The organism is Streptomyces sp. Je 1-79 (assembly GCF_025195125.1).
Classification (GTDB): Bacteria; Actinomycetota; Actinomycetes; order Streptomycetales; family Streptomycetaceae; genus Streptomyces.
Genome location: NZ_JAMGSL010000016.1, coordinates 163,612 through 182,457, shown reverse-complemented (window position 1 = coordinate 182,457; position 18,846 = coordinate 163,612). Strand labels below are relative to the sequence as shown.

Genomic DNA, 18,846 nt, shown 5'->3' with positions numbered 1-18,846 from the left:
CCTAGGCCACCGGGCCTACGTCGCGGCCCCGGGCATCCCCGCCCTTCGTCCGATGCGGCACCGGGCGGGCACGCCTAGCGTCGTGGCCATGCGGATCGGAATTCTCGGTACAGGACATGTGGGACGGGCGCTCGCGGCGGGCTGGGCCCGCGCGGGCCACGACATCGTCCTCGGGTCGCGACGACCCGAGGACACGGAACTCCTCACGGAACTGAAGGAGCTGCTGGAGGCGGGGGTACGGGTCGGTGATCCGGCCACGGCGACGGCACACGCGGAGGTGCTGGTGAACGCCACGCCGGGGGCGGCGTCGATACCCCTGCTCGAATCGGTCGGCGCGCACGCGCTGGAAGGGAAGGTGCTGCTGGACGTCGCCGTCGGCTTCCAGGAGGACCACACGCTCACCCACCCGCTGGTCAGCCTCGGGGAGGAGATCCAGCAGGCGTTCCCCCGTACACCGGTGGTCAAGACGCTCTGCACGGTCGACAGCGTCGTGATGGTCGCACCGCAGTCGCTGGAGGGGCCGAGCACGATCTTCCTCTCCGGCGACGACGCCGACGCCAAGCGGACGGTCGCCGGACTGCTCACCGACCTGGGCTGGCCCCAGGAGTCCCTGCTCGACCTCGGCGGCATCGGAACGGCGCGCGGCCAGGAGCACTTCGCGCTGCTCTTCATCGGCATCGCCCTGGCGACCGACTCGTTCACCTTCGGAATCCGAGTGGTTCCGCGGGCCGGCGCCTAGGCGGGCGCTGAGGAACATCGGAACGAAGACCGGCGCTCGGGATCTGGCGGTCCTGGTGGGCGGCTGACGGTGCGTCGGCTCCGGGGCGGGGCTGGTCTGACGTCGTCCCGCCCACCGTCGTACCGCTGGCGGATCACAGCCCCTTTCTCGTGTTCGCCAGGCCGGTCCCTTGACACCGTGGCGCCTGTTGTGGCTGGTCAGGGCGGTGAAAGCGCCGTTCTGACCCTCGGTCATAGTGGGCGCCATGGACTATGACGTAGTGGTGGCCGGAGGCGGCCCGGTCGGGCTGATGCTGGCCTGCGAGCTCCGGCTCGGAGGCGCGCGGGTGGCCGTCCTGGAGCGCCTCACCGAAGTGGACCGGACGATCAAGGGCGGGGCGATCACCACGCCAAGCGCCGAGGCGCTCTACCGCCGGGGCATGCTGTCCGCGCTGGCCGAGGTGCAGCGGCAGGCGCTGGACCGCTTCCGAGCGTTCATGCGCGAGCGGAACGGCGGGGACGGAGGCGGGGCCGAGGGCCAAGGGCTCGGGTTCGTCGGGCACTTCGCCGGGATCATGCTCCGCGCCGACCTGGTCGACCGTACGGACCCGGGCCTCGGCGACGCCGGCCCCGCCGCCGAGATCAGCCTCGTGGCGCAGCAGGACATCGAGCGGCTGCTCGGCGAGCGGGCGGACGAGCTCGGCGTCGACGTGCGCCGCGGAGGGGAACTGACCGGCTTCGACGCGGACGAAGAGGCCGTCACCGTGCGGACGAGCAGCGGGGCGATACGCGCCGGCTGGCTCGTGGGGTGCGACGGCGGCCGCAGTACGGTCCGTAAGCTCGCGGGATTCGCATTCCCCGGTACGGACCCGGAGATCACCTGTCACCAGGCGGTCGTGGAGATGACCGGAGCCGAGGACCTGACGGTCGGCTGGGCCGCCACGGACACCGGGGTCTACGCCCACGGGCCGATGCCGGGCCGCATCGTCACCGTGGAGTTCGACGGCCCGCCGGCCGACCGGGACGCGCCGGTCACCACCGAGGACCTCCAGGCGAGGCTGCGCCGCGTCTCCGGCGTGGACGTCACGATCACCGGGGTGCGGACCGCGACCCGCTTCACCGACCACGCCCGCCAGGTCACCGAGTACCGCAAGGGCCGTGTGCTGCTGGCGGGCGACGCGGCGCACGTGCACTCCGCGTTCGGCAGCCAGGGACTGAGCCTGGGTATCGGGGACGCGATGAACCTCGGCTGGAAGCTCGCCGCGGTGATCGGCGGCCAGGCACCGGAAGGGCTGCTGGACACCTACACCGCCGAACGGCACCCGGTCGGCGCGGAGATCCTCGACTGGACCCGCTCCCAGGTCGCGGCCATGCGCCCGGACCCGCAGTCCCGGGCCCTGCGCGAGATCGTCAGCGACCTGGCGGAGACGGTCACGGGCACCACCTACCTCACCGCGCGGCTCAACGGCGCCGGGGTGCGCTACGACATGCCGGGCGAGCACCCCCTGACCGGCCGCACCGCCCCGGACCTCGAACTCGCCGACGGCAGCCGCCTCGCGGACCACCTCCACGGCGGCCGGGCGCTCCTGCTCGACCTCACCGACGACCCGGAGCTCCGGGCCCTCACCGCCGGGTACGCCGGCCGCGTCGACACCCTGACGGCCGGCTGCCCGTCCCGCCCGAAACTGGCGGCGGTCCTCGTCCGTCCGGACGGCTTCACGGCCTGGGCGGCCGACTCGGGGGCACAGGCGCCCACGTCGACGGCCGGGCTGGCGGAGGCGCTGGAGGAGTGGTTCGGAGTGCCAGAGGGTGCGGTGACGCCGGGCTGATCGCCGGGACAGCCCCGGCGGCAACGGTCACCCGCACCGAGGACTAGGCCCTGGCGAGCCGGGCCTTGATCGCCGGCCAGTCCGGGTCCATGGGGGCGTAGGTGGCGGTCGCCGTGGCCACGTCCTTGTAGCCGCTGGACGTGGCCACGCACACCACCGGGCCGTCGGGCTCCCGGCCCCCGTGGGCGCGGAATCCGGCGAGCCCGGCGGTGGCGGACAGCTCCTGCCAGAGTCCCTGGGACGCCAACTCGGCCTGTGCCGCGTTCATTTGTTGGTCCGTCACCTTCAGCGCGCGGCCGCCGGTGTCACGCAGGGCCACGACGCCGCGGTAGCCGCTGATCTCGCAGTCGATGGCGTACGCGGCCGTCGGACCGACCTCGACCCGGGCGGCGGGCCGGCCGGTGCGAACGGCTTCGGCGAGCGCTCCCGCGGCGGTGGGTTCGCAGGAGTGCACGCGCGGGACGGTGTCGGTCAGGCCGAGCCGGGCCAGTTCCCGGAAGCCCTTGGCCACGCCGAAGAGCAACTCCCCGTACCCCGTGGGGAGATAGACGGCTGCGGGGGCGCGGCCGAGGTCGAGGAAGATCTCGTACGCGATGGTCTTGTAGCCCTCCGGACCGAACGGGTGCCCGGTGTGCGCCGTGTCGGTGAGGCTGCTCACCGTCTGGAATCCGAGTTCGTCGACGATCCGGCGCATCAGCGGGCGGACGGAGTCGAGCGGGACGGTCAGGACCGTCGCGCCATAGGCGCGCAGGTGGGAGGCGACGGCCGGCGGGGCGAACGGCGAGGTGAAGACGGCGCACGGAAGCCCGGCGCGCGCGGCGTACGCGGCGGCGGCAGCACCGTGGTTGCCGGAGGAGGACACGACGACACCGCGCGCGCCGGACGCCTTGGCGGCGCTCACGGCCACGCGGTTGAGACGGTCCTTGTGGCTCCAGGTGGGGTTGCGCGACTCGTCCTTGACGTACACCCCGTCCGCGAGGGCGACGAGGGGCGTGTTGCCCTCGCCGAGCCCGGGCGCGGCCAGCGGCGGCAGGAGCGGGGCCCAGCGCTCCAGGCCGTGGGCGGCGGGACGCGCGAACAGGTCCGCGGGGACCCGGTCGTAGTCGTAGTCGATGTCCAGCGGGTACGCGACCTCGTCGGTGGAGGTCACCGGGCAGCCGGTCGTGAGCGGCGGCCAGAGGGGGTGGCGGACGTCGGGGTCGGCGAGGGAACGCTGGACGGTGGCGAGCGACGACGTCATGGAGTGGTTCATCCCATCCTGCGCTGGAGCGCGGCCAGCGCGCCGGCCCTGCGGCCCGGGACGCGGCGGCGCAGCGCGACCAGGGCCGGGCCGAGCGCGCGGGCGCGGGCGGGGTCCGCGATCCGCTCCCACTGGTGGTGGGCGCGGTCCACGGCGCCTTCGACGTCGGGGTCCTGGGGCCCCTGGCTCAGGCCGAGCCTGGTCTGCGCCGCGCCGATCCACAACTCGCAGCTTCGGGCGGGCTCCCCGGCCAGCCGTGCGAGGTCGGCCCGGACCTCCATCCAGTGCACGGCCTCCCGCGACCTGGGCCCGTGCCGCCGCAGCGCCTCCTGCTCCCAGGCCACGGCAACCGCCACCGCCTCCCCGTGCCGCCCCGCACGCGCGGCGGCGAGGATCGCGGGGTGGGGGTCGGGGTCGTGACCGGCCGTCCAGTCCGCCGCCCGCGGCGGGGCGACATCCGGAACTCCGGGGGCTCCCGCGTACGCGCCCGTCTGTACGGGTCCACCCGCCGGGAGCGGCGGAGCCACGGCGAGCCACGGCGCGCCGCCTCCCACAGGCGACACGGGGGGTGAGGGCAAGACGGTCGGTGCAGGTGTCACGATCGGTGAGGGCGTCACGGTCGGTGAGGACGTCACGGCCGCTACAGGCGCCACGGCCGCCGCGGACGACACGGTCAGTGAGGGCGTCACGGTCGGTGAGGACGTCACGGCCGCTACAGGCGCCACGACCGCCGCGGGCGGCACGACCGGGGCACGCGTCACGGCCGCTACAGGCGCCACGACCGACGCGGGCGACACGACCGATGCAGGCGCGACGCCCGTCTCCGTCGGCGGGCCGCCCGGTGCGGCCGGCACGCCCAGGGTCACGGGCACCCCCGCCTGCCCCGTCTGGGGAGTCAGGTACAGCGCGGGGCCCGGCTCCAGCGCCGAGGCCGCGTCCGCGTGGAGGTCGGGCAGCGGGGGCCGGGCGCCCGTGCGCCACACCGTGGCGAAGTGGCGGAGGTACTCCGGCTTCGTGGGCGCGCCGCGTCGCGGGGCCGGGACGACGCGCCCGTACAGCCGTACGCCCGGGCCCAGGGAGAGGAGGCCGGGCGCCGAACCGAGCCGCTCCCAGAGCTCCGCGTCGGCGGCCAGGTCGGTCACCACCGTCGTCGTCCCCGCCCGCCGTACGGCGAGTTCCCCCGCGAGCCAGTGCCACGGCAGACCCGTGTACCGCAGTGTCGTCGCCGTGCTGCGCGCCAGCGCCAGGTGCGGCAGGTGCTGCCGGCGGTCCAGTTGGAGCTGGCCCGCGAGGTAGACGGCCAGGGGGCCCGGGCTCGCCGCCGCCGCGCGCAGTCGCGTCAGGACGGCCTGCGGGTCCAGCGGGTCGGCCAGTTCGACGACCGTCGCCACCGGCGTGCCGGTCAGCGCGCCGGGCGGCACCGCCGCCAGCGCCGGCAGTACGGACGCCGCGTCCACCGCTCGCCCCCGCCCCGCCGGCGCCGCTGCCAGCAGCAACGCCGTCCCCACCGTGTCCACGTCGTCGTTCACCACACCAGCACCGTAACCTTCCCACCGGCTCTTTCCGTTACCACCCCGATGGCCGATAACCGGTGGGCCTTTGGCATATGTCAGAAGCACCACCGTATCGAGTGTTGCCAAATCCCTTACGGGCTGTCTTCGCCTGTGCAACAGTCATATCCGGGCCTCGTTCAACCGCTCGCCCGCGCCGCGCCTGTATCGGAGTACGACATGCCGTCCCCTCTCTACGCGGACCGTCCAGCCCAGCCGCCCGAGCCCGGCACCGTGGACGCACTGATCTCGCAGACCCGCCGTCTGCGCGTCGACGTGGACGCCGTACGCCGTGACGCCGATCTGGACGAGGACGATCCGAAGAACCGTTGGCAGCGCGCCCTGTGTGATCTGGCTGTCCATCAACTCGACGATCTGGGCGCCCACTTGGGCCAGCTCAAGGCCGGCATCCCGGACGAGCTCACGGCCGCTCCCACCGCCGACCTCGTCGAGGCGGACGCGGAGGCGGAGGCGGAAGCCACGTCCGACCCCGGTGCCGCCTACGGCGTCCCGGCCCCGCGCACCGGCTCCCTGCTCAGCCGCGTCGGCAGCGCCGAGTGGAATCTGCTGAACGACGAGGTCAGCTGGTCCGAGGAGCTGTACCAGATCTTCGGCCGGAACCCCGAGAGCGGCCCGATGTCGCTGGACGAGCTGCCGTCGATGGTCTTCGCCGAGGACCAGTCGGTGCTCCAGGGAATGGTGACGGACTGTCTGATCGACGGGAAGCCGATCGACGGCGAGTTCCGTATCGTCCGCACCGACGGCCGGGTCCGCACGCTCCACATGATGGGCGAGCCGGTCCTCGACTCCGACGGGTGCACGGCCTCCATGTGGGCCGTTCTCCGCGACGTCAGCGAGCTGCGCCGCACCGAGCGGGCGGTCCGCGAGTCCCGTGACAGCCTCCAGCGCCGTCGCCACATCGAGCGCACCGAGCGCCGGGTCGCCGTCGAGCTCCAGGAGGCCGTGCTGCCTCCGTGGCGCGGTTCCCTGCGGTTCGCCCACGGTGGACCGGGCGCTCCGCTCGACGTGGCGGGCCACTACCTGCCCGCCGCCTCGCCCGGACTGATCGGCGGCGACTGGTACGACGCGCTGGCCCTCCCCGACGGCGACGCGCTCCTGACGGTCGGCGACCTCACCGGGCACGGGGTCTCCGCGACCTCCTCCATGGCCATGCTCCTCGGCGCGCTGCGCGGCATGGCCGTGGCCGGAATCCGCCCCGGCGCCCTGATGGGCCACCTCAACCAGCTGCTCGAGTCCGCGGTGCAGCCGGCGCTCGGCAGCGCGATGTGCTGCCGCTACGATCCGGCCGGACAGACACTCACCTGGGCACAGGCCGGCCACCCCGCCCCGCTGCTCTTCCGCGACGGGACGGGGCACGCCCTGAAGCGGCCCGACGGTGTGCTCCTGGGAGCGACGACCGGGGCCGCTTACGAGGAGGCCGAGATCCGGCTGCTCCCCGGGGATCTGTTGGTCCTGCACACGGACGGGCTCACCCGCCGCGACGGCATGGACGACACGGGTACGCAGCGGTTGCTCGCCCTGGCTCCGCGGCTGGCCGGAGCGCGGGACGCGCAGGACTGCGTACGGTCGGTGGTGGAGGAGTTCGGTGAGGCACCGCGCGAGGACGACGCCTGCGTGATGGTGGTCCGGGTGGGTCACTAGGGTCCGCCGGGCCCGGGTCACCGGGTCCGCGCACCGCTCAGGAGGGCATGCCGGCACGAGTCGGCGTGCCCTTTCTCGTACGTTACGGGGGCGGCGCGGCCCGCCCTCAGATCCTGCCGGTCCTCGGCCTCTTCACCGCGGGCTCGGGCAGCGCGAGCGCGATCTCCTCACGCAGGTCCTCGATCTTGGCGTAGCCGGCGTACTGCCCGGTCAGCCGGTACATCTCGCGGAGCCGGTCCCAGGTGCGGAGGGAGGACGTCTCTCCCATGGAGACCAGGGCGAGCCGTGCGTACCGGTCGGCCTGCTCCGGGTCGTCGGCGATGAAGCAGGCCGAGGCGAGGGAGATGTAGTCGAAGAGCTTCGAACGGTTGTGACCGCTGCGGCGCAGCTCCAGGGCCAGCTTGGCGTGGCGTTGTGCGGGGACCGCGGCGGCGGGGTCGTGTTCGGCGAGGGTGCGGTACGCGAGGGCCTGCATGCCGTGCATGTCGGCGTCGTCGAAGTTCTGCATCCAGCTGGGCGGCGGCACGTCCGACCGGTCGGAGACGAACAGGTCCTCGGCCTCGCCGAGCGTACGGCGCATGGCCTGCCCCTTGCCCATGGAGGCCTGGGCCCAGGCCTCGATGGTGCGCAGCATCGCCTGCGTGCGCGGCAGAACCTCCTCGCCCGAGCCCGACTTGGCGAGCTTCATCAGGTCGAGGGCGTCGTCGGGCCGGCCCAGGTGGACCATCTGGCGGGCGGCGCGGGACAGGGCTTCCCCGGCACGCGGCCGGTCGCCGCCCTCCCGTGCCGCGTGGGCGGCGATGACGAAGTACTTCTGGGCGGTGGGCTCCAGGCCCACGTCGTGGGACATCCAGCCCGCCAGGACGGCGAGGTTGGCCGCGACGCCCCACAGACGCCGCTGGAGGTGGTCGGGGTGGTGGTAGGCGAGCATGCCTCCCACCTCGTTCAACTGCCCCACCACTGCCTTGCGTTGGAGACCGCCGCCGCGGGAGGCGTCCCAGGCGCGGAACACCTCCACCGAGCGCTCCAGTGCTTCGATCTCCTCCGACCCGATGGGGGCGGCCTCGTAGCGGTCGAACCCGGCGGGGTCGGCGTGGAGGGGATCGTTCGCGCGGGGGGCCTGCGCGGCGGCGCGTGCGGGGTCGGTGTGGAGCCAGTCGTGCATGGCGCTGGTCAGTGCGGAGCCGGCCGCGAGCACGGCGCCCGCGCCCATCAGGCCGCGTCGGTTGAGCATGAGGTCCATTCCCGTGAATTCGGTGAGGACCGCTGCCGTACGCTCGGGCGCCCAGGGCAGCCCGTCAGGGTTGTCGTCGTTCCTGACGTTCTGCCTTTTCCCGGCACGCCCGTGTCGTACGAACCCGAGGTCCTCGATGGTCACGACACGGCCGAGTCGCTCGGTGAACAGTGCAGCCAGCACCCGGGGCACAGGGTCGCGCGGGGTCTCCCCCATGTCGATCCATCGCCTCACCCGTGAGGTGTCGGTCGACAGTTGCGGATGGCCCATGGCCGCCGCCTGCCGGTTGACGAGCCTCGCGAGCTCTCCCTTGGACCAGCCGGCGAGGCCGAAGAGGTCTGCCAGGCGGGTGTTGGTCTGTCCGGTCACGTCTAAGCCCCCAGGTTCTCGGCTGAGTTGACAGTAACCCCCTGTCATAGGGCTGGCGACTATTCGCCAGGCTTCGCCAGGGTGCGCCCGATGTTCCGCCACCCGCGCCCGGGTGTCAGGTAGGAAAGCGCCACCCCGCCCCGGCAACCGGCCCACATTCCCCAGGGTGCGGCCCGGAGGTCGGGCGGGGCGACGCACGCAACTCGTCGGCACACGAAGGGATCTGTCTCCTCCATGTACACAGCATCGTCCTCCGTGTCCGCCCCGCCCCGGCCCCAGCACCGTTCCGTACCGGTCGGCAGCGGACCGTATCTCGCACCCGTCGCTCCGGCGAGCCGGGCGAGGCGATGGGCGGGCAGTGCCGCTCAGCCGCTCAGCGGAAGGATCGACCTGTCCGGCCCCCAGGGGGCCCAGGTACGGATGGCCATCGCCTCCGTCCACCGGATCTGCCCGGAGTTCAACCCCGTGCAGGTCCTGCGGCGCAGCGGGCGTTCCGTACTCATCGTCGGCACGACCGGGCGGACCACGGCGGTCGCGAAGTGTTTACTGGACCACTCCCCCGCGTGGGTCGAGCGGTTCCAGCACGAAATAGCGGCCTACCGCTCCTTCGTCCGCCACCGTCCTCCGGTACGCGCGCCGCGGCTGATCGCCGCGGACCCGGAGAACGGCACGCTGGTGATCGAGCGGATGCCGGGACGGGCGGCGGCGCTGACCCGCCACCCGGTGGACGCCCCGCCCCGCACGGACCTGCGCGCCGCGCTCGGCGCGATCGCCCGGCTGAACGCCTGGCGGCCGCCGGCCGGTACCTTCGACGCCCCGCTGGACTATCCGTCACGGATCGCGCGCTACCACGAGCTCGGTCTCTTCACCGACCGCGACCGTGACGACCTGCAGAAGCTGCTGCACGGGCTGGCGCACGCCGGCGGCCGCCAGGGCATGGGCCAGTTCTGTCACGGCGACGCCCTGCTCTCGAACATCCTGCTCTCCCCCACGGGGCCGGTCCTGGTCGACTGGGAGCACGCGGGCTGGTACCTGCCCGGCTACGACCTGGCGACGCTGTGGTCGGTGCTCGGTGACGCGCCGATGGCCCGCCGTCAGATCAGCCAGCTGGCGCAGCAGGCGGGTCCGGCGTCCCGGGACGCCTTCCTGGTGAACCTGATGATCGTGCTGACCCGGGAGATCCGTACGTACGAGACGGCGGTGCAGCGCACCATCAAGGAGGCCCCGCCCGCCGGTTCGGTCCCCGTCCCCTCCGGCGCGGTCTCGCCCGGGGAGGAACAGCGGCGGCTGCTGCGGCGGCTGCACGACGACTGCGCCATGGCCCGACGGGCCGTGCGCGCCGCGGTCGGGACGCGCTGAGCCGCGCCGACCGCTCCACGGGGGTGACACGCCGTGCGCCCGGTGCCGACACACCGGGTGCACGGCGTTCCGCCGTCCGGCACAGCCCCCATTGGTCCACTCCACTGACGCGCCGCAGGCCCGCGCGCCGTCGCCGCGAAACTCCGTGACACAGCCTCTGACATGGGAAATCCCGTGGTGCACGGGGTGATTGACGGATCGTCGGTGAGCCGATACCCCTGTACGGGTCCGGCCCCGCACGCCCCCTCATCACCCCTGGTACCTGGAGGCTGCCTTGCACCGTTCCGCGCCGCGCAGACGGGTTCCCCGAGCGGTGGGCGCCGTGGCGTCCGCCGCACTGCTCCTCCCGCTCCTCTCGGCCGCTCCGCCGGCCACGGCCGGGCCGCCGATGGAGACGGGCTCGCTCCAGCGGCAGTTCGCGGCGGCCGCCGAGCGCCAGGGCGTGCCGCAGAGCGTGCTGCTCGCGGTGTCGTACCTCCAGTCGCGGTGGGACGCGCACGGCGGGGCCCCCAGCGTGACCGGCGGCTACGGCCCGATGCACCTCACGGACGCGGTGACCGCCCTGGCCGAGGCCCCGCACCACTCGCACGGCGCGGAGGACGCGCGGGGCGACGGTTCGCGGGCGCCGCGCCACGGTGCCGGGTCCGAGACCGCGCCACCCACGGCGGCGCGGCTTCCGGAGCGGCTCAGGACGCTCGACCGGGCCGCCGCGCTGACCGGGATCCCGGCACAGCGTCTGCGCAGCAGCACGGCGGCGAACATCGAGGGCGGGGCGGCGCTGCTCGCCGAAGCCCAGCGCGCTTCGGGCCGGCCGCTGAGCGCCGACCCGGCCGACTGGTTCGGCGCTGTGGCGCGCTACTCGGGTGCCGACGACACGGCGACCGCGACGACGTACGCGAACGACGTGTTCGACGTGATCCGTGCCGGTGAGTCCCGGCGGACCGACAGCGGGCAGGTGGTGACGCTCCCGGCCGACGCGGATCTCGTGCCCGCGACCGGGCAGGTGGAGTCGCTGGGGCTGCGCACGGCGGACGCGGGGTGGACCGAGTGCCCGAGGACCGTGGCCTGCGAGTGGATCCCGGCGCCGTACGAGGAGTTCGGTGACGGCGACTACGGCAACCACGACAAGGGCGACCGGCCCTCGTCCCAGTCCATCGACTACATCGTCGTCCATGACACCGAGGCGACCTGGGACGTCACGCTCCAGCTGGTGCAGGACCCGACGTACGTGTCGTGGCAGTACTCGCTGCGCTCCTCGGACGGGCACATCGCCCAGCATCTGCCGCTGAAGGACGTCGGCTGGCACGCGGGCAACTGGTTCGTGAACGCCAAGTCGGTCGGGCTCGAGCACGAGGGCTTCCTGACGGCGCCGGACTCCTGGTACACGGAGGCGATGTACCGCACCTCGGCGCGTCTGGTGCGGTACCTGGCGCAGCGCTACGACATCCCTCTCGACCGGCAGCACATCCTCGGGCACGACACCGTGCCGGGGACGGTCACGTCGACGATCCCGGGGATGCACACGGACCCGGGTCCCTACTGGGACTGGGCGCACTACTTCCGGCTGCTCGGCCGGCCGTTCACGGCGAGCGCGGGCCCGAACGCGGGCGTGGTGACGATCCGTCCGGAGTACAGCGCGCACCAGCCGGTCTACACGGGGTGCGTGAAGGCGGGAGAGGCGTGCGCCCCGCACGGCAGCGGCGCGGTCCGGCTCCACACGGCGCCGGGCGCGGACGCCCCGCTGGTGAGGGACGTCGGGCTGCGGCCGGGCGGTCAGGACTCGACGACCGGGGTCAACGACACCGGGGCGCGGGCCTCGACGGGCCAGCAGTACGCGGTGGCCGAGCGGCGGGGCGACTGGACGGCGATCTGGTACCTGGGCCAGAAGGCGTGGTTCCACAACCCGAAGGAGCGGCGCACGGCGGTGAACTCCCGGGGCCTGGTGCTGACTCCGAAGGAGGGCCTGTCCGAGGTGCCGGTGTACGGGCGCGCCTACCCGGAGGCATCGGCGTACCCGGCCGGTGTGCCGGTCCAGCCGGTGTCGCCGCTTCCGTACAAGCTCCTCGCGGGCCAGTCGTACGTCGTGGGCGATCGCATCCCCGGCGAGTACTACTTCGCGCCGGTGTTCGACACGGCGGGGCATCGGGTCGTCCGGGGTCAGGAGGAGTACTACCAGATCCAGTTCGGCCATCGGGTCGCCTTTGTGAAGGCGTCTGACGTGCGGATTTCCCGGGCCTGAGCGGTTTCCGGCCAGAACGTGGAGGGGTGTCGCCGGGGGAGGGGGCCGGCGACACCCCTTCGCCGTTCATATGACTACTTCCGGTGTCGCGTGGGCCACACGGGTGGAGGGTAAGGCTTGGCCGGTCGGCACACCCACGCTCACCGAAAGGCCCCGCACGCATGGCTCAGCCCTTCGTCCTGCCGGATTTCTATGTTCCGTATCCGGCGCGGCTCAACCCCCATGTGGAGACCGCCCGCACGCACACCCGGGAGTGGGCGCGGGCGATGGGGATGCTGGAGGGCTCCGGGATCTGGGACGAGCACGACCTCGAGTCCCACGACTACGCGCTGCTCTGCTCGTACACCCATCCCGACTGCGACGCCGAGGCGCTGTCGCTGGTCACCGACTGGTACACCTGGGTCTTCTTCTTCGACGACCACTTCCTCGAGGTCTTCAAGCGCACTCCTGACCGGCCGGGCAGCAAGGCGTATCTGGACCGGCTGCCGCTCTTCATGCCGATGGACCCCTCAGCGCCGGTGCCCGAGCCGACCAACCCGGTGGAGGCCGGTCTCGCCGACCTGTGGCGGCGCACGGTGCCGTCCATGTCCGCCGCATGGCGGGAACGGTTCGCCGTGGCGACCGAGGCGCTGCTGTACGAGTCCCTGTGGGAGCTCGACAACATCGACGAGGGGCGGATCGCCAACCCGGTCGAGTACATCGAGATGCGCCGCAAGGTGGGCGGAGCCCCCTGGTCGGCGGGGCTCGTCGAGTACGCGGCGGGCGCCGAGGTCCCGGAGCGGGTGGCGCACTCCAGGCCGCTGCTCGTCCTGCGCGACACGTTCTCCGACGCGGTGCACCTGCGCAACGACCTCTTCTCGTACCAGCGGGAGGTCGAGGACGAGGGCGAGAACAGCAACGGGGTCCTCGTCCTGGAGAAGTTCCTCGGCTGTACGACCCAGGAGGCGGCCGACGCCGTCAACGACCTGCTGACCTCGCGCCTCCAGCAGTTCGAGAACACGGCGCTGACCGAAGTCCCGGGCGTCTGCCTGGAGAAGGGGCTGAGCCCCGTGGAGTGCGCGGCCGTCGCGGCGTACGCGAAGGGGCTTCAGGACTGGCAGTCGGGCGGCCACGAGTGGCACATGCGCTCCAGCCGGTACATGAACGAGGGCCTGGACGTCGGCCCTTCGCGGTCCGACGGGGTGATCGGCACCTCGGCCCTGGACGTCACGCCCCTCTTCGGCCGCCCCGCGGCCTCGCGTCTGCGCGCCCTGACGCACGTCCCGCACCAGAAGGTGGGACCGTCGCTGCTGCCCGACTTCGACCTGCCCCACCCGCTCTCGCTCTCTCCGCACCACCAGGAGGCGAAGCGCCGCTCGGGCGACTGGGCGGAGCGGATGGGGCTCCTGGACGACATCTGGGACCGTCCGATGCTGGACGGCTTCGACTTCGCGCTCTGCTCGGCGGGGCTGGACCCCGACGCCACGCCGGAGGAGCTGGAGCTCAGCGCCGAGTGGCTGACCTGGGGCACCTACGGCGACGACTACTACCCGCTCGTCTTCGGGCGGCCGCGGAATCTGATCGGTGCGAAGGAGTGCACGGAGCGCCTCAAGTCCCTGATGTCGGTCGACGATCCGGACGCGGGACGGGCATCGGCCGTGAGTCCGATGGAGCGTGCGCTCGCGGATCTGTGGGGGCGGACCGCGGGACCGATGAGCGCCGACGCCAGGGCGAAGCTGCGCAGCGCCATGGACGGCATGCTCGACAGCTGGATGTGGGAGCTGCACAACCAGGCGCAGCACCGGGTTCCCGACCCCGTCGACTACATCGAGATGCGGCGCCTCACCTTCGGCTCCGATCTGACCATGCTGCTGTGCAAGCTGCGGCGCACGGACGAGCTGCCGCCGGAGATCTTCGACAGCGGCACGGTCCGGGCCCTGGAGAACTCGGCCGCGGACTACGGGGCACTCCTCAACGATCTCTTCTCGTACCAGAAGGAGATCGAGGTGGAGGGCGAGGTGCACAACGGAGTCCTCGTCCTGCAGAAGTTCTTCGACTGCGACTATCCGACGGCCGTGGCGATGATCGACGACCTGATGCGCGGGCGGCTGCGCCAGTTCGAGCATGTGAAGAGGCACGAACTGCCGCTGCTGTACGAGGACTTCGCCCTGGACGCGGCGGGCCGGGCCGCCTTCGAGGCGTATGTGCGCGAGCTCGAGGACTGGCTCGCCGGAATCCTCAACTGGCACCGGGGCGTGCGACGTTACCGTGCCGAGGACGTGCACTCCGGCAGTGGTACGGCGCTGGCCAGGATGGGCCCGACGGGCATCGGCACCTCGGCGGCGCGGCTGGCGTCGGTGTTCTCGGCCTAGCCGCGCAAGGGTTCCGCGGCCGCTCCCGGCGTCTCAGACGGAGCGGCCGCGCAGCTGGTCGAGCTCGCGGCGCTCGCGCTTGGTGGGGCGGCCGGCGCCGCGCTCGCGCACGGCCGCCAGGGCCACATGCTCGCGCGGGGGCGGCGGCGGGCTGTTGTCGACGTACGCCTCGGCGGCGACGGGCGGGCCGACCCGCTTGGTGAGGAGCTGCTTGACCTCGACGATCCGCTCCCTTCCGCCGTGGAAGAGGCGTACCTCGTCGCCGGGCTTCACCGGCTGGGCGGGCTTGGCGCGTTCGCCGTTCACCTTGACGTGGCCGGCCCGGCAGGCGGTCGCCGCCTGGGAACGGGTCTTGGTGAGTCGGACCGCCCAGATCCAGCTGTCGACGCGTGCGCTCATCGGCCCCCGCCCCTCCTCAGCCCTGCTGGAACAGTTCGGCGGGCAGCGGCTTGAGCAGCGCGTACAGATCGTCGGTGATGGGCCGGTCCCAACTGGCGATCGTCACCAGGACGTTGTCGCTGCGGTCGAACTGCACGCAGGCGATCCGGCTCTCGGAGAGCTTGAGCCGTCGGACGATCAACAGGTTGTCGCCCTGCATGACCGGCATGTCCTCGGTGTCGAGGACCTCGACCGGCTCGTCGTTGTCCAGCGCGGCGAGGAGCTGGGCCACCTCGAAGGGGATCTGGCCGTCGGCGAGCTCGCGGGCCGGGGAGCCCTCCGGCAGGTTGCCGATGATCATCGCGGGGCCGCGACCGCCGAACAGGTCGTAGCGCAGGAAGACGCCCTGGCAGCTTCCGTCGGGTGCGGGCAGCAGGCCGGCGCCGAGATTGCCGGGCCAGTCCCCCGGGTCCATGGCCAGGACGTCGAAGTCCGGGCCCGCGGGTGTGGCGGCGCTGCGGCGGCGGAGGAAGGACATACGGCCATGGTACGTGCCCCGGCCCCCACCGCGACGCGCCGGGGCGGGTCCGGCGGGGGGCTCCGCCGACACGCCGTGGCACCCCCGCCCGCCATGCCGTGACGGGACCGCCGGGGAGGCCGTGACGGGGCCGTCGGAGGGGCAGTGACGGCGCCGCCCACGGAGTCATGGCCGCACCGCCCAGCGGGCCGGGCGAGGCGCGGGGATCCCCGGTGAACAGGCGTGACCACGCCTCCCGGCGGGCCCGGCGGGAGGCGTGGTCAGGCGGGACGGCCGCTCTCGCGTGGCGGGCCCGGCGGGGGCGGCGCGTCAGGCGGGGCGGCCGCTCTCGCGGTGTTCCCGGCCGGTTTTCCGTAGGGCCTGGGCGAGGCCCGCGCGGTCGGTGCCGAGCTTGCGGTACACGGAGGACAGGAGCTGGGTCACGGCGGACTCGTCCGCGCCCAGGGCGGCCGCCGGGTCCTCGCCACGGACAGTGAACTCGGCCGCGGTGCGCTCACGCGCGGTGAGCGCGTCCGTGCCGGCCGGGTGGAGGGTGCGCGGCCTGAGCCCGGCGGCGGCGAGCTCGGCCCTCGCCTCCTCTCCGAGGCCGTCCGCTCCGCACGTCTGCGCGGCCTCCAGACCGCGGTAGAGGTACTCGGCGGCGTCCCCGGTCCGGCCGGTGCGGCGCAGCGCGGCGCCCAGGGCCACGAGGGAGCGGGCCAGCTCGTACGCGGCCGGCGACCGCTCCAGCCAGTCGACGGACTCCTCCAGGAGCTTGACGCGCTCGTCGCCGCCGACCACCTCTGCGGTCACGCGCAGCGCCTGGCCGATCGCGGAGGGCGCGCCGTACTGGCGGGCGCGGGCCACGGCCTCGTGTGCGGTGGCGGTGGCCCGGTCGGGGGTCTCCACGGACTCGGCGAGGGCGAGGTGGAGCTGCCAGGGGCACCAGGCCGGGTTGCGCATGCCGCGCGGGTCGAGGCGGCGGCCGACGGCGGCCAGCTCGGCCGCGGCCTCCTCGACGTGTCCCCGGGCCAGGAGCAGTTCGGCGTGGACGGTCTGGGAGTCGGGGAAGGTGACGGCGGCGGGGAACGGCTCGCCGAAGTCGTGGGTACGGGCGATCCGGTCGGCCTCCTCGACCCGCCCGCGGGCGAGCAGCACCTCGATCATGACACCGACGGCGTACCACTGGGCGGGGGTGCGGGGGCCGACGCGCTCGGCGAGCCGCAGTCCCGCGCGGACGAAGTCCTCAGCCTCGACCAGCCGCCCGCGCCGGTAGCGGATGTAGCCGAGCAGCGTGTACGCGAAGGAGAGGTGCGCGCCGCGCCAGCCCTGGCGCTCGAACTCGGCGGTGCCGTCGGCGAAGAGCTCCTCGGCGCGGCCGGGCCGGTCGGCGTAGAGGAAGGTGAGGGCGACCAGGACCGGGACCTCGAAGCCCCGGCTCTCGTCGGCCCAGCTCAGGCCTCCCTCCAGGGCGCGTTCGGCGTGTCCGACGGCGACGGCCGAGGGTTCGGCGCGCAGGGTGGCGTCCCAGGCGCGCAGGCCGATGACGTAGCGCTCGGTGAGGTCGCGGCCGGTGAGCCGGTCGGCGAGTCGGGCCAGTCGGCGGGAGCGGGCGGGCGAGTCGGGTTCGTCGGCGCGGAAGGCGTCCCACATGAACTTCTCGGACTGCATGCGCAGCCGGCTGCGGGCGTCGGTGGTGAGCCGGGACTCGCGGCCGAGGAGTTCGGAGGCCTCGACGAGCCGGTCGCTGTGGGCGAGGACCTGGGAGAGGCGGTAGACGATGCCGTGGCGCAGCGCCGGGTCGGAGGTGGGCTCCTCCAGGGCCGCGCGGAGGTGGTTGACGGTGGTGGCGGGCTCGGTGAGCAGCGACGCGCTGCCGAGTTCGAAGAGGACCGCGGCGCGTTCGTCGTCGGCGGGAGGTTCGCGCAGGGCGCGGGCGAGGAAGCGGCGGGCCGCGTCGGGGGCGCCGGCGCGCAGGGTCTCGCGGGCGGCCTCGCGCAGATGGCCGACCACCCAGGGGTCGCCCTCGGGGTGGGTCTCCAGGAGGTGGCGGGCTGCGGCGGTCGCGCCGAGTCCGGCGTCGATGACGCACCAGGCGGCCTGGCCGTGCAGGGCGACGCGGGTGGCGGCGGGGATCGCCTTGTAGACGGCGGTGGCGATCAGCGGGTGGACGAATTCGAGGGTCTCGGTCCCGGCGAGGACACGGGCGTCGCGCAGGCGCTCGGCGCAGTCGGCGACCGCCTCGCCGCCCAGTCCCGCGACGGCGCCGGCGAGCTGGGGCGAGATCTCGGTGCCGAGGACGGCGCAGGCCCAGGCGAGGCGGACGGTGGCGGTGCCGAGGCGTTCGAGGGTCGCCACGAGACCGCTGCCCTTGACGGCGGCGGCGAGGTTGCGGAGCTGGTGGGCGGCCTCGGCCCGGGGTTCGAGGCCGCGGTCGCGGACCTTGGCGGCGAGTTCGACGGCCTCGAAGGGGTTGCCGGAGGTGACGGCCCAGCACTCCTGGCAGAAGGTGTCGTCGGCGTGCGCGCCGACCCGGTCGCGGACGAGGTTCGCGATGGCGGTGGAGGTGAGGGGTTCGAGCCCGAGGGGTCGCCGTCCGGACCTTCGCCCGGTGAACTCCTCTCCGCTGTCGGGGAGTTCGTCGGGGCGGTAGGCGACGACGAGCAGCATGGGCAGCTCTTCGGCGCGGGGTGCGAAGGCGGAGAGCCAGCCGAGGGACTCGGGATCGGCCCAGTGCGCGTCGTCGAGGACGACGACGAGCGGGGCGCGCCGGACGGCCAGGTGGGTCAGGACCCAGTCGAGCCCGTCACGGAGGCCCTGCGGGTCGGGCGGCCCGCCGTCGCCGGCGGCGCAGAGGCCGAGGGCGGGGCCCACGATGTCGTACCAACTGCCGAGCCGGGCGCGGAGTTCGGTGTCGGATGCGGCGGCGAGCCGGGGCTGCAGGAGCTGTCGGGCGACGTGGAAGGCGACCCGCTGCTCCTGGTCGCCGCCGCGCGCCGCGAGCACGGTGCAGCCCTTGTCGGCGGCGCGGCGCCGGATCTCGGCGAGCAGGGTGGTCTTCCCGAGCCCGGCGGGCGCGGCATAGGCGAGGACGCCGCCGCGCGGCGTACGGGGCGCCCGGATCGGGCGCCCCGCCTCGGGGACCCGGGCCTCTTCCTGGGGTTCGGGCGGCTCGGCGGCGCCCCGCAGGAGACGCAGGGACGGGCCCGGTGGCGCGTCGGGTCCGGTCGCGTCGCGCGGGAGCGGGACCCGGTCGGCCGGGCCGTCGGGTTCCGGCCAGGGGTCGTCGTCACCGAGGCCGGTCAACTGGTTCAACGCCTCTTCCGCCGCCGCGAGTTCCGCCTCGCGCTCGAAGAGACCGGATCCCCGGCGGCCGGCCTTGCTGTCGTGCACTGTCACAG

At 73.6% G+C, this 18,846-nt stretch carries 12 protein-coding genes; 6 read left to right on the top strand and 6 right to left on the bottom strand.

Annotation, left to right across the window (positions count from 1 at the left end; genetic code table 11):
• Window positions 1–88: 88 nt before the first annotated feature.
• Both M5362_RS28985 and M5362_RS28980 read left to right on the top strand, forming a co-directional pair.
• A complete protein-coding gene (locus M5362_RS28985) occupies window positions 89–739 on the top strand; it encodes an NADPH-dependent F420 reductase (RefSeq protein ID WP_260230765.1) in 651 nt (216 codons plus the stop codon).
• A gap of 244 nt (window positions 740–983) precedes the next feature.
• On the top strand, window positions 984–2,546 hold the full coding sequence (locus tag M5362_RS28980; protein WP_260230764.1) for an FAD-dependent monooxygenase: 1,563 nt from the start codon (window positions 984–986) through the stop codon (window positions 2,544–2,546).
• A 43-nt stretch (window positions 2,547–2,589) separates the two neighbouring features.
• On the opposite strand, the gene M5362_RS28975 is transcribed toward M5362_RS28980, so the two are convergent.
• A complete protein-coding gene (locus M5362_RS28975) occupies window positions 2,590–3,798 on the bottom strand; it encodes a pyridoxal-phosphate dependent enzyme (protein ID WP_260230763.1) in 1,209 nt (402 codons plus the stop codon).
• Complete coding sequence (locus M5362_RS28970) at window positions 3,795–5,318, bottom strand: hypothetical protein (RefSeq protein WP_260230762.1); 1,524 nt, start codon at window positions 5,316–5,318, stop codon at window positions 3,795–3,797. Before M5362_RS28970 ends, M5362_RS28975 begins: the two co-directional genes overlap by 4 nt.
• Before the next feature lie 198 nt (window positions 5,319–5,516).
• Here M5362_RS28970 and M5362_RS28965 point away from each other — a divergent pair, with 198 nt between their 5' ends.
• Window positions 5,517–6,998, top strand: a complete 1,482-nt coding sequence (locus tag M5362_RS28965; RefSeq protein ID WP_260230761.1) for a PP2C family protein-serine/threonine phosphatase — start codon at window positions 5,517–5,519, stop codon at window positions 6,996–6,998.
• A 106-nt stretch (window positions 6,999–7,104) separates the two neighbouring features.
• Here M5362_RS28965 and M5362_RS28960 read toward each other — a convergent pair whose 3' ends face one another.
• A complete protein-coding gene (locus tag M5362_RS28960) occupies window positions 7,105–8,601 on the bottom strand; it encodes a hypothetical protein (RefSeq protein WP_260230760.1) in 1,497 nt (498 codons plus the stop codon).
• 234 nt (window positions 8,602–8,835) lie between these two features.
• Here M5362_RS28960 and M5362_RS28955 point away from each other — a divergent pair, with 234 nt between their 5' ends.
• From M5362_RS28955 to M5362_RS28945, 3 genes are all read left to right on the top strand, one after another.
• A complete protein-coding gene (locus tag M5362_RS28955; protein WP_260230759.1) occupies window positions 8,836–9,960 on the top strand; it encodes an aminoglycoside phosphotransferase family protein in 1,125 nt (374 codons plus the stop codon).
• Window positions 9,961–10,273: 313 nt separating this feature from the next.
• The gene (locus M5362_RS28950) at window positions 10,274–12,199 is read left to right on the top strand and encodes an N-acetylmuramoyl-L-alanine amidase (RefSeq protein WP_260230777.1); all 1,926 of its coding nucleotides are present in this window, start codon (window positions 10,274–10,276) and stop codon (window positions 12,197–12,199) included.
• Window positions 12,200–12,360: 161 nt separating this feature from the next.
• Entirely contained in the window at window positions 12,361–14,550 is a 2,190-nt protein-coding gene (locus M5362_RS28945; protein WP_260230758.1) for a germacradienol/geosmin synthase, read from the top strand.
• 33 nt (window positions 14,551–14,583) lie between these two features.
• Here M5362_RS28945 and M5362_RS28940 read toward each other — a convergent pair whose 3' ends face one another.
• The 3 genes from M5362_RS28940 to M5362_RS28930 all read right to left on the bottom strand — a co-directional run bounded on the left by M5362_RS28940 (window position 14,584) and on the right by M5362_RS28930 (window position 18,844).
• The gene (locus tag M5362_RS28940; RefSeq protein WP_260230757.1) at window positions 14,584–14,949 is read right to left on the bottom strand and encodes an RNA-binding S4 domain-containing protein; all 366 of its coding nucleotides are present in this window, start codon (window positions 14,947–14,949) and stop codon (window positions 14,584–14,586) included.
• A 16-nt stretch (window positions 14,950–14,965) separates the two neighbouring features.
• Window positions 14,966–15,466 (bottom strand): hypothetical protein, encoded by a 501-nt coding sequence (locus tag M5362_RS28935; protein WP_260230756.1) that lies wholly within the window; start codon window positions 15,464–15,466, stop codon window positions 14,966–14,968.
• A 309-nt stretch (window positions 15,467–15,775) separates the two neighbouring features.
• Window positions 15,776–18,844: an AAA family ATPase gene (locus tag M5362_RS28930; RefSeq protein WP_374214542.1), complete on the bottom strand. Its 3,069-nt coding sequence runs from the start codon at window positions 18,842–18,844 to the stop codon at window positions 15,776–15,778.
• Window positions 18,845–18,846: the final 2 nt, after the last annotated feature.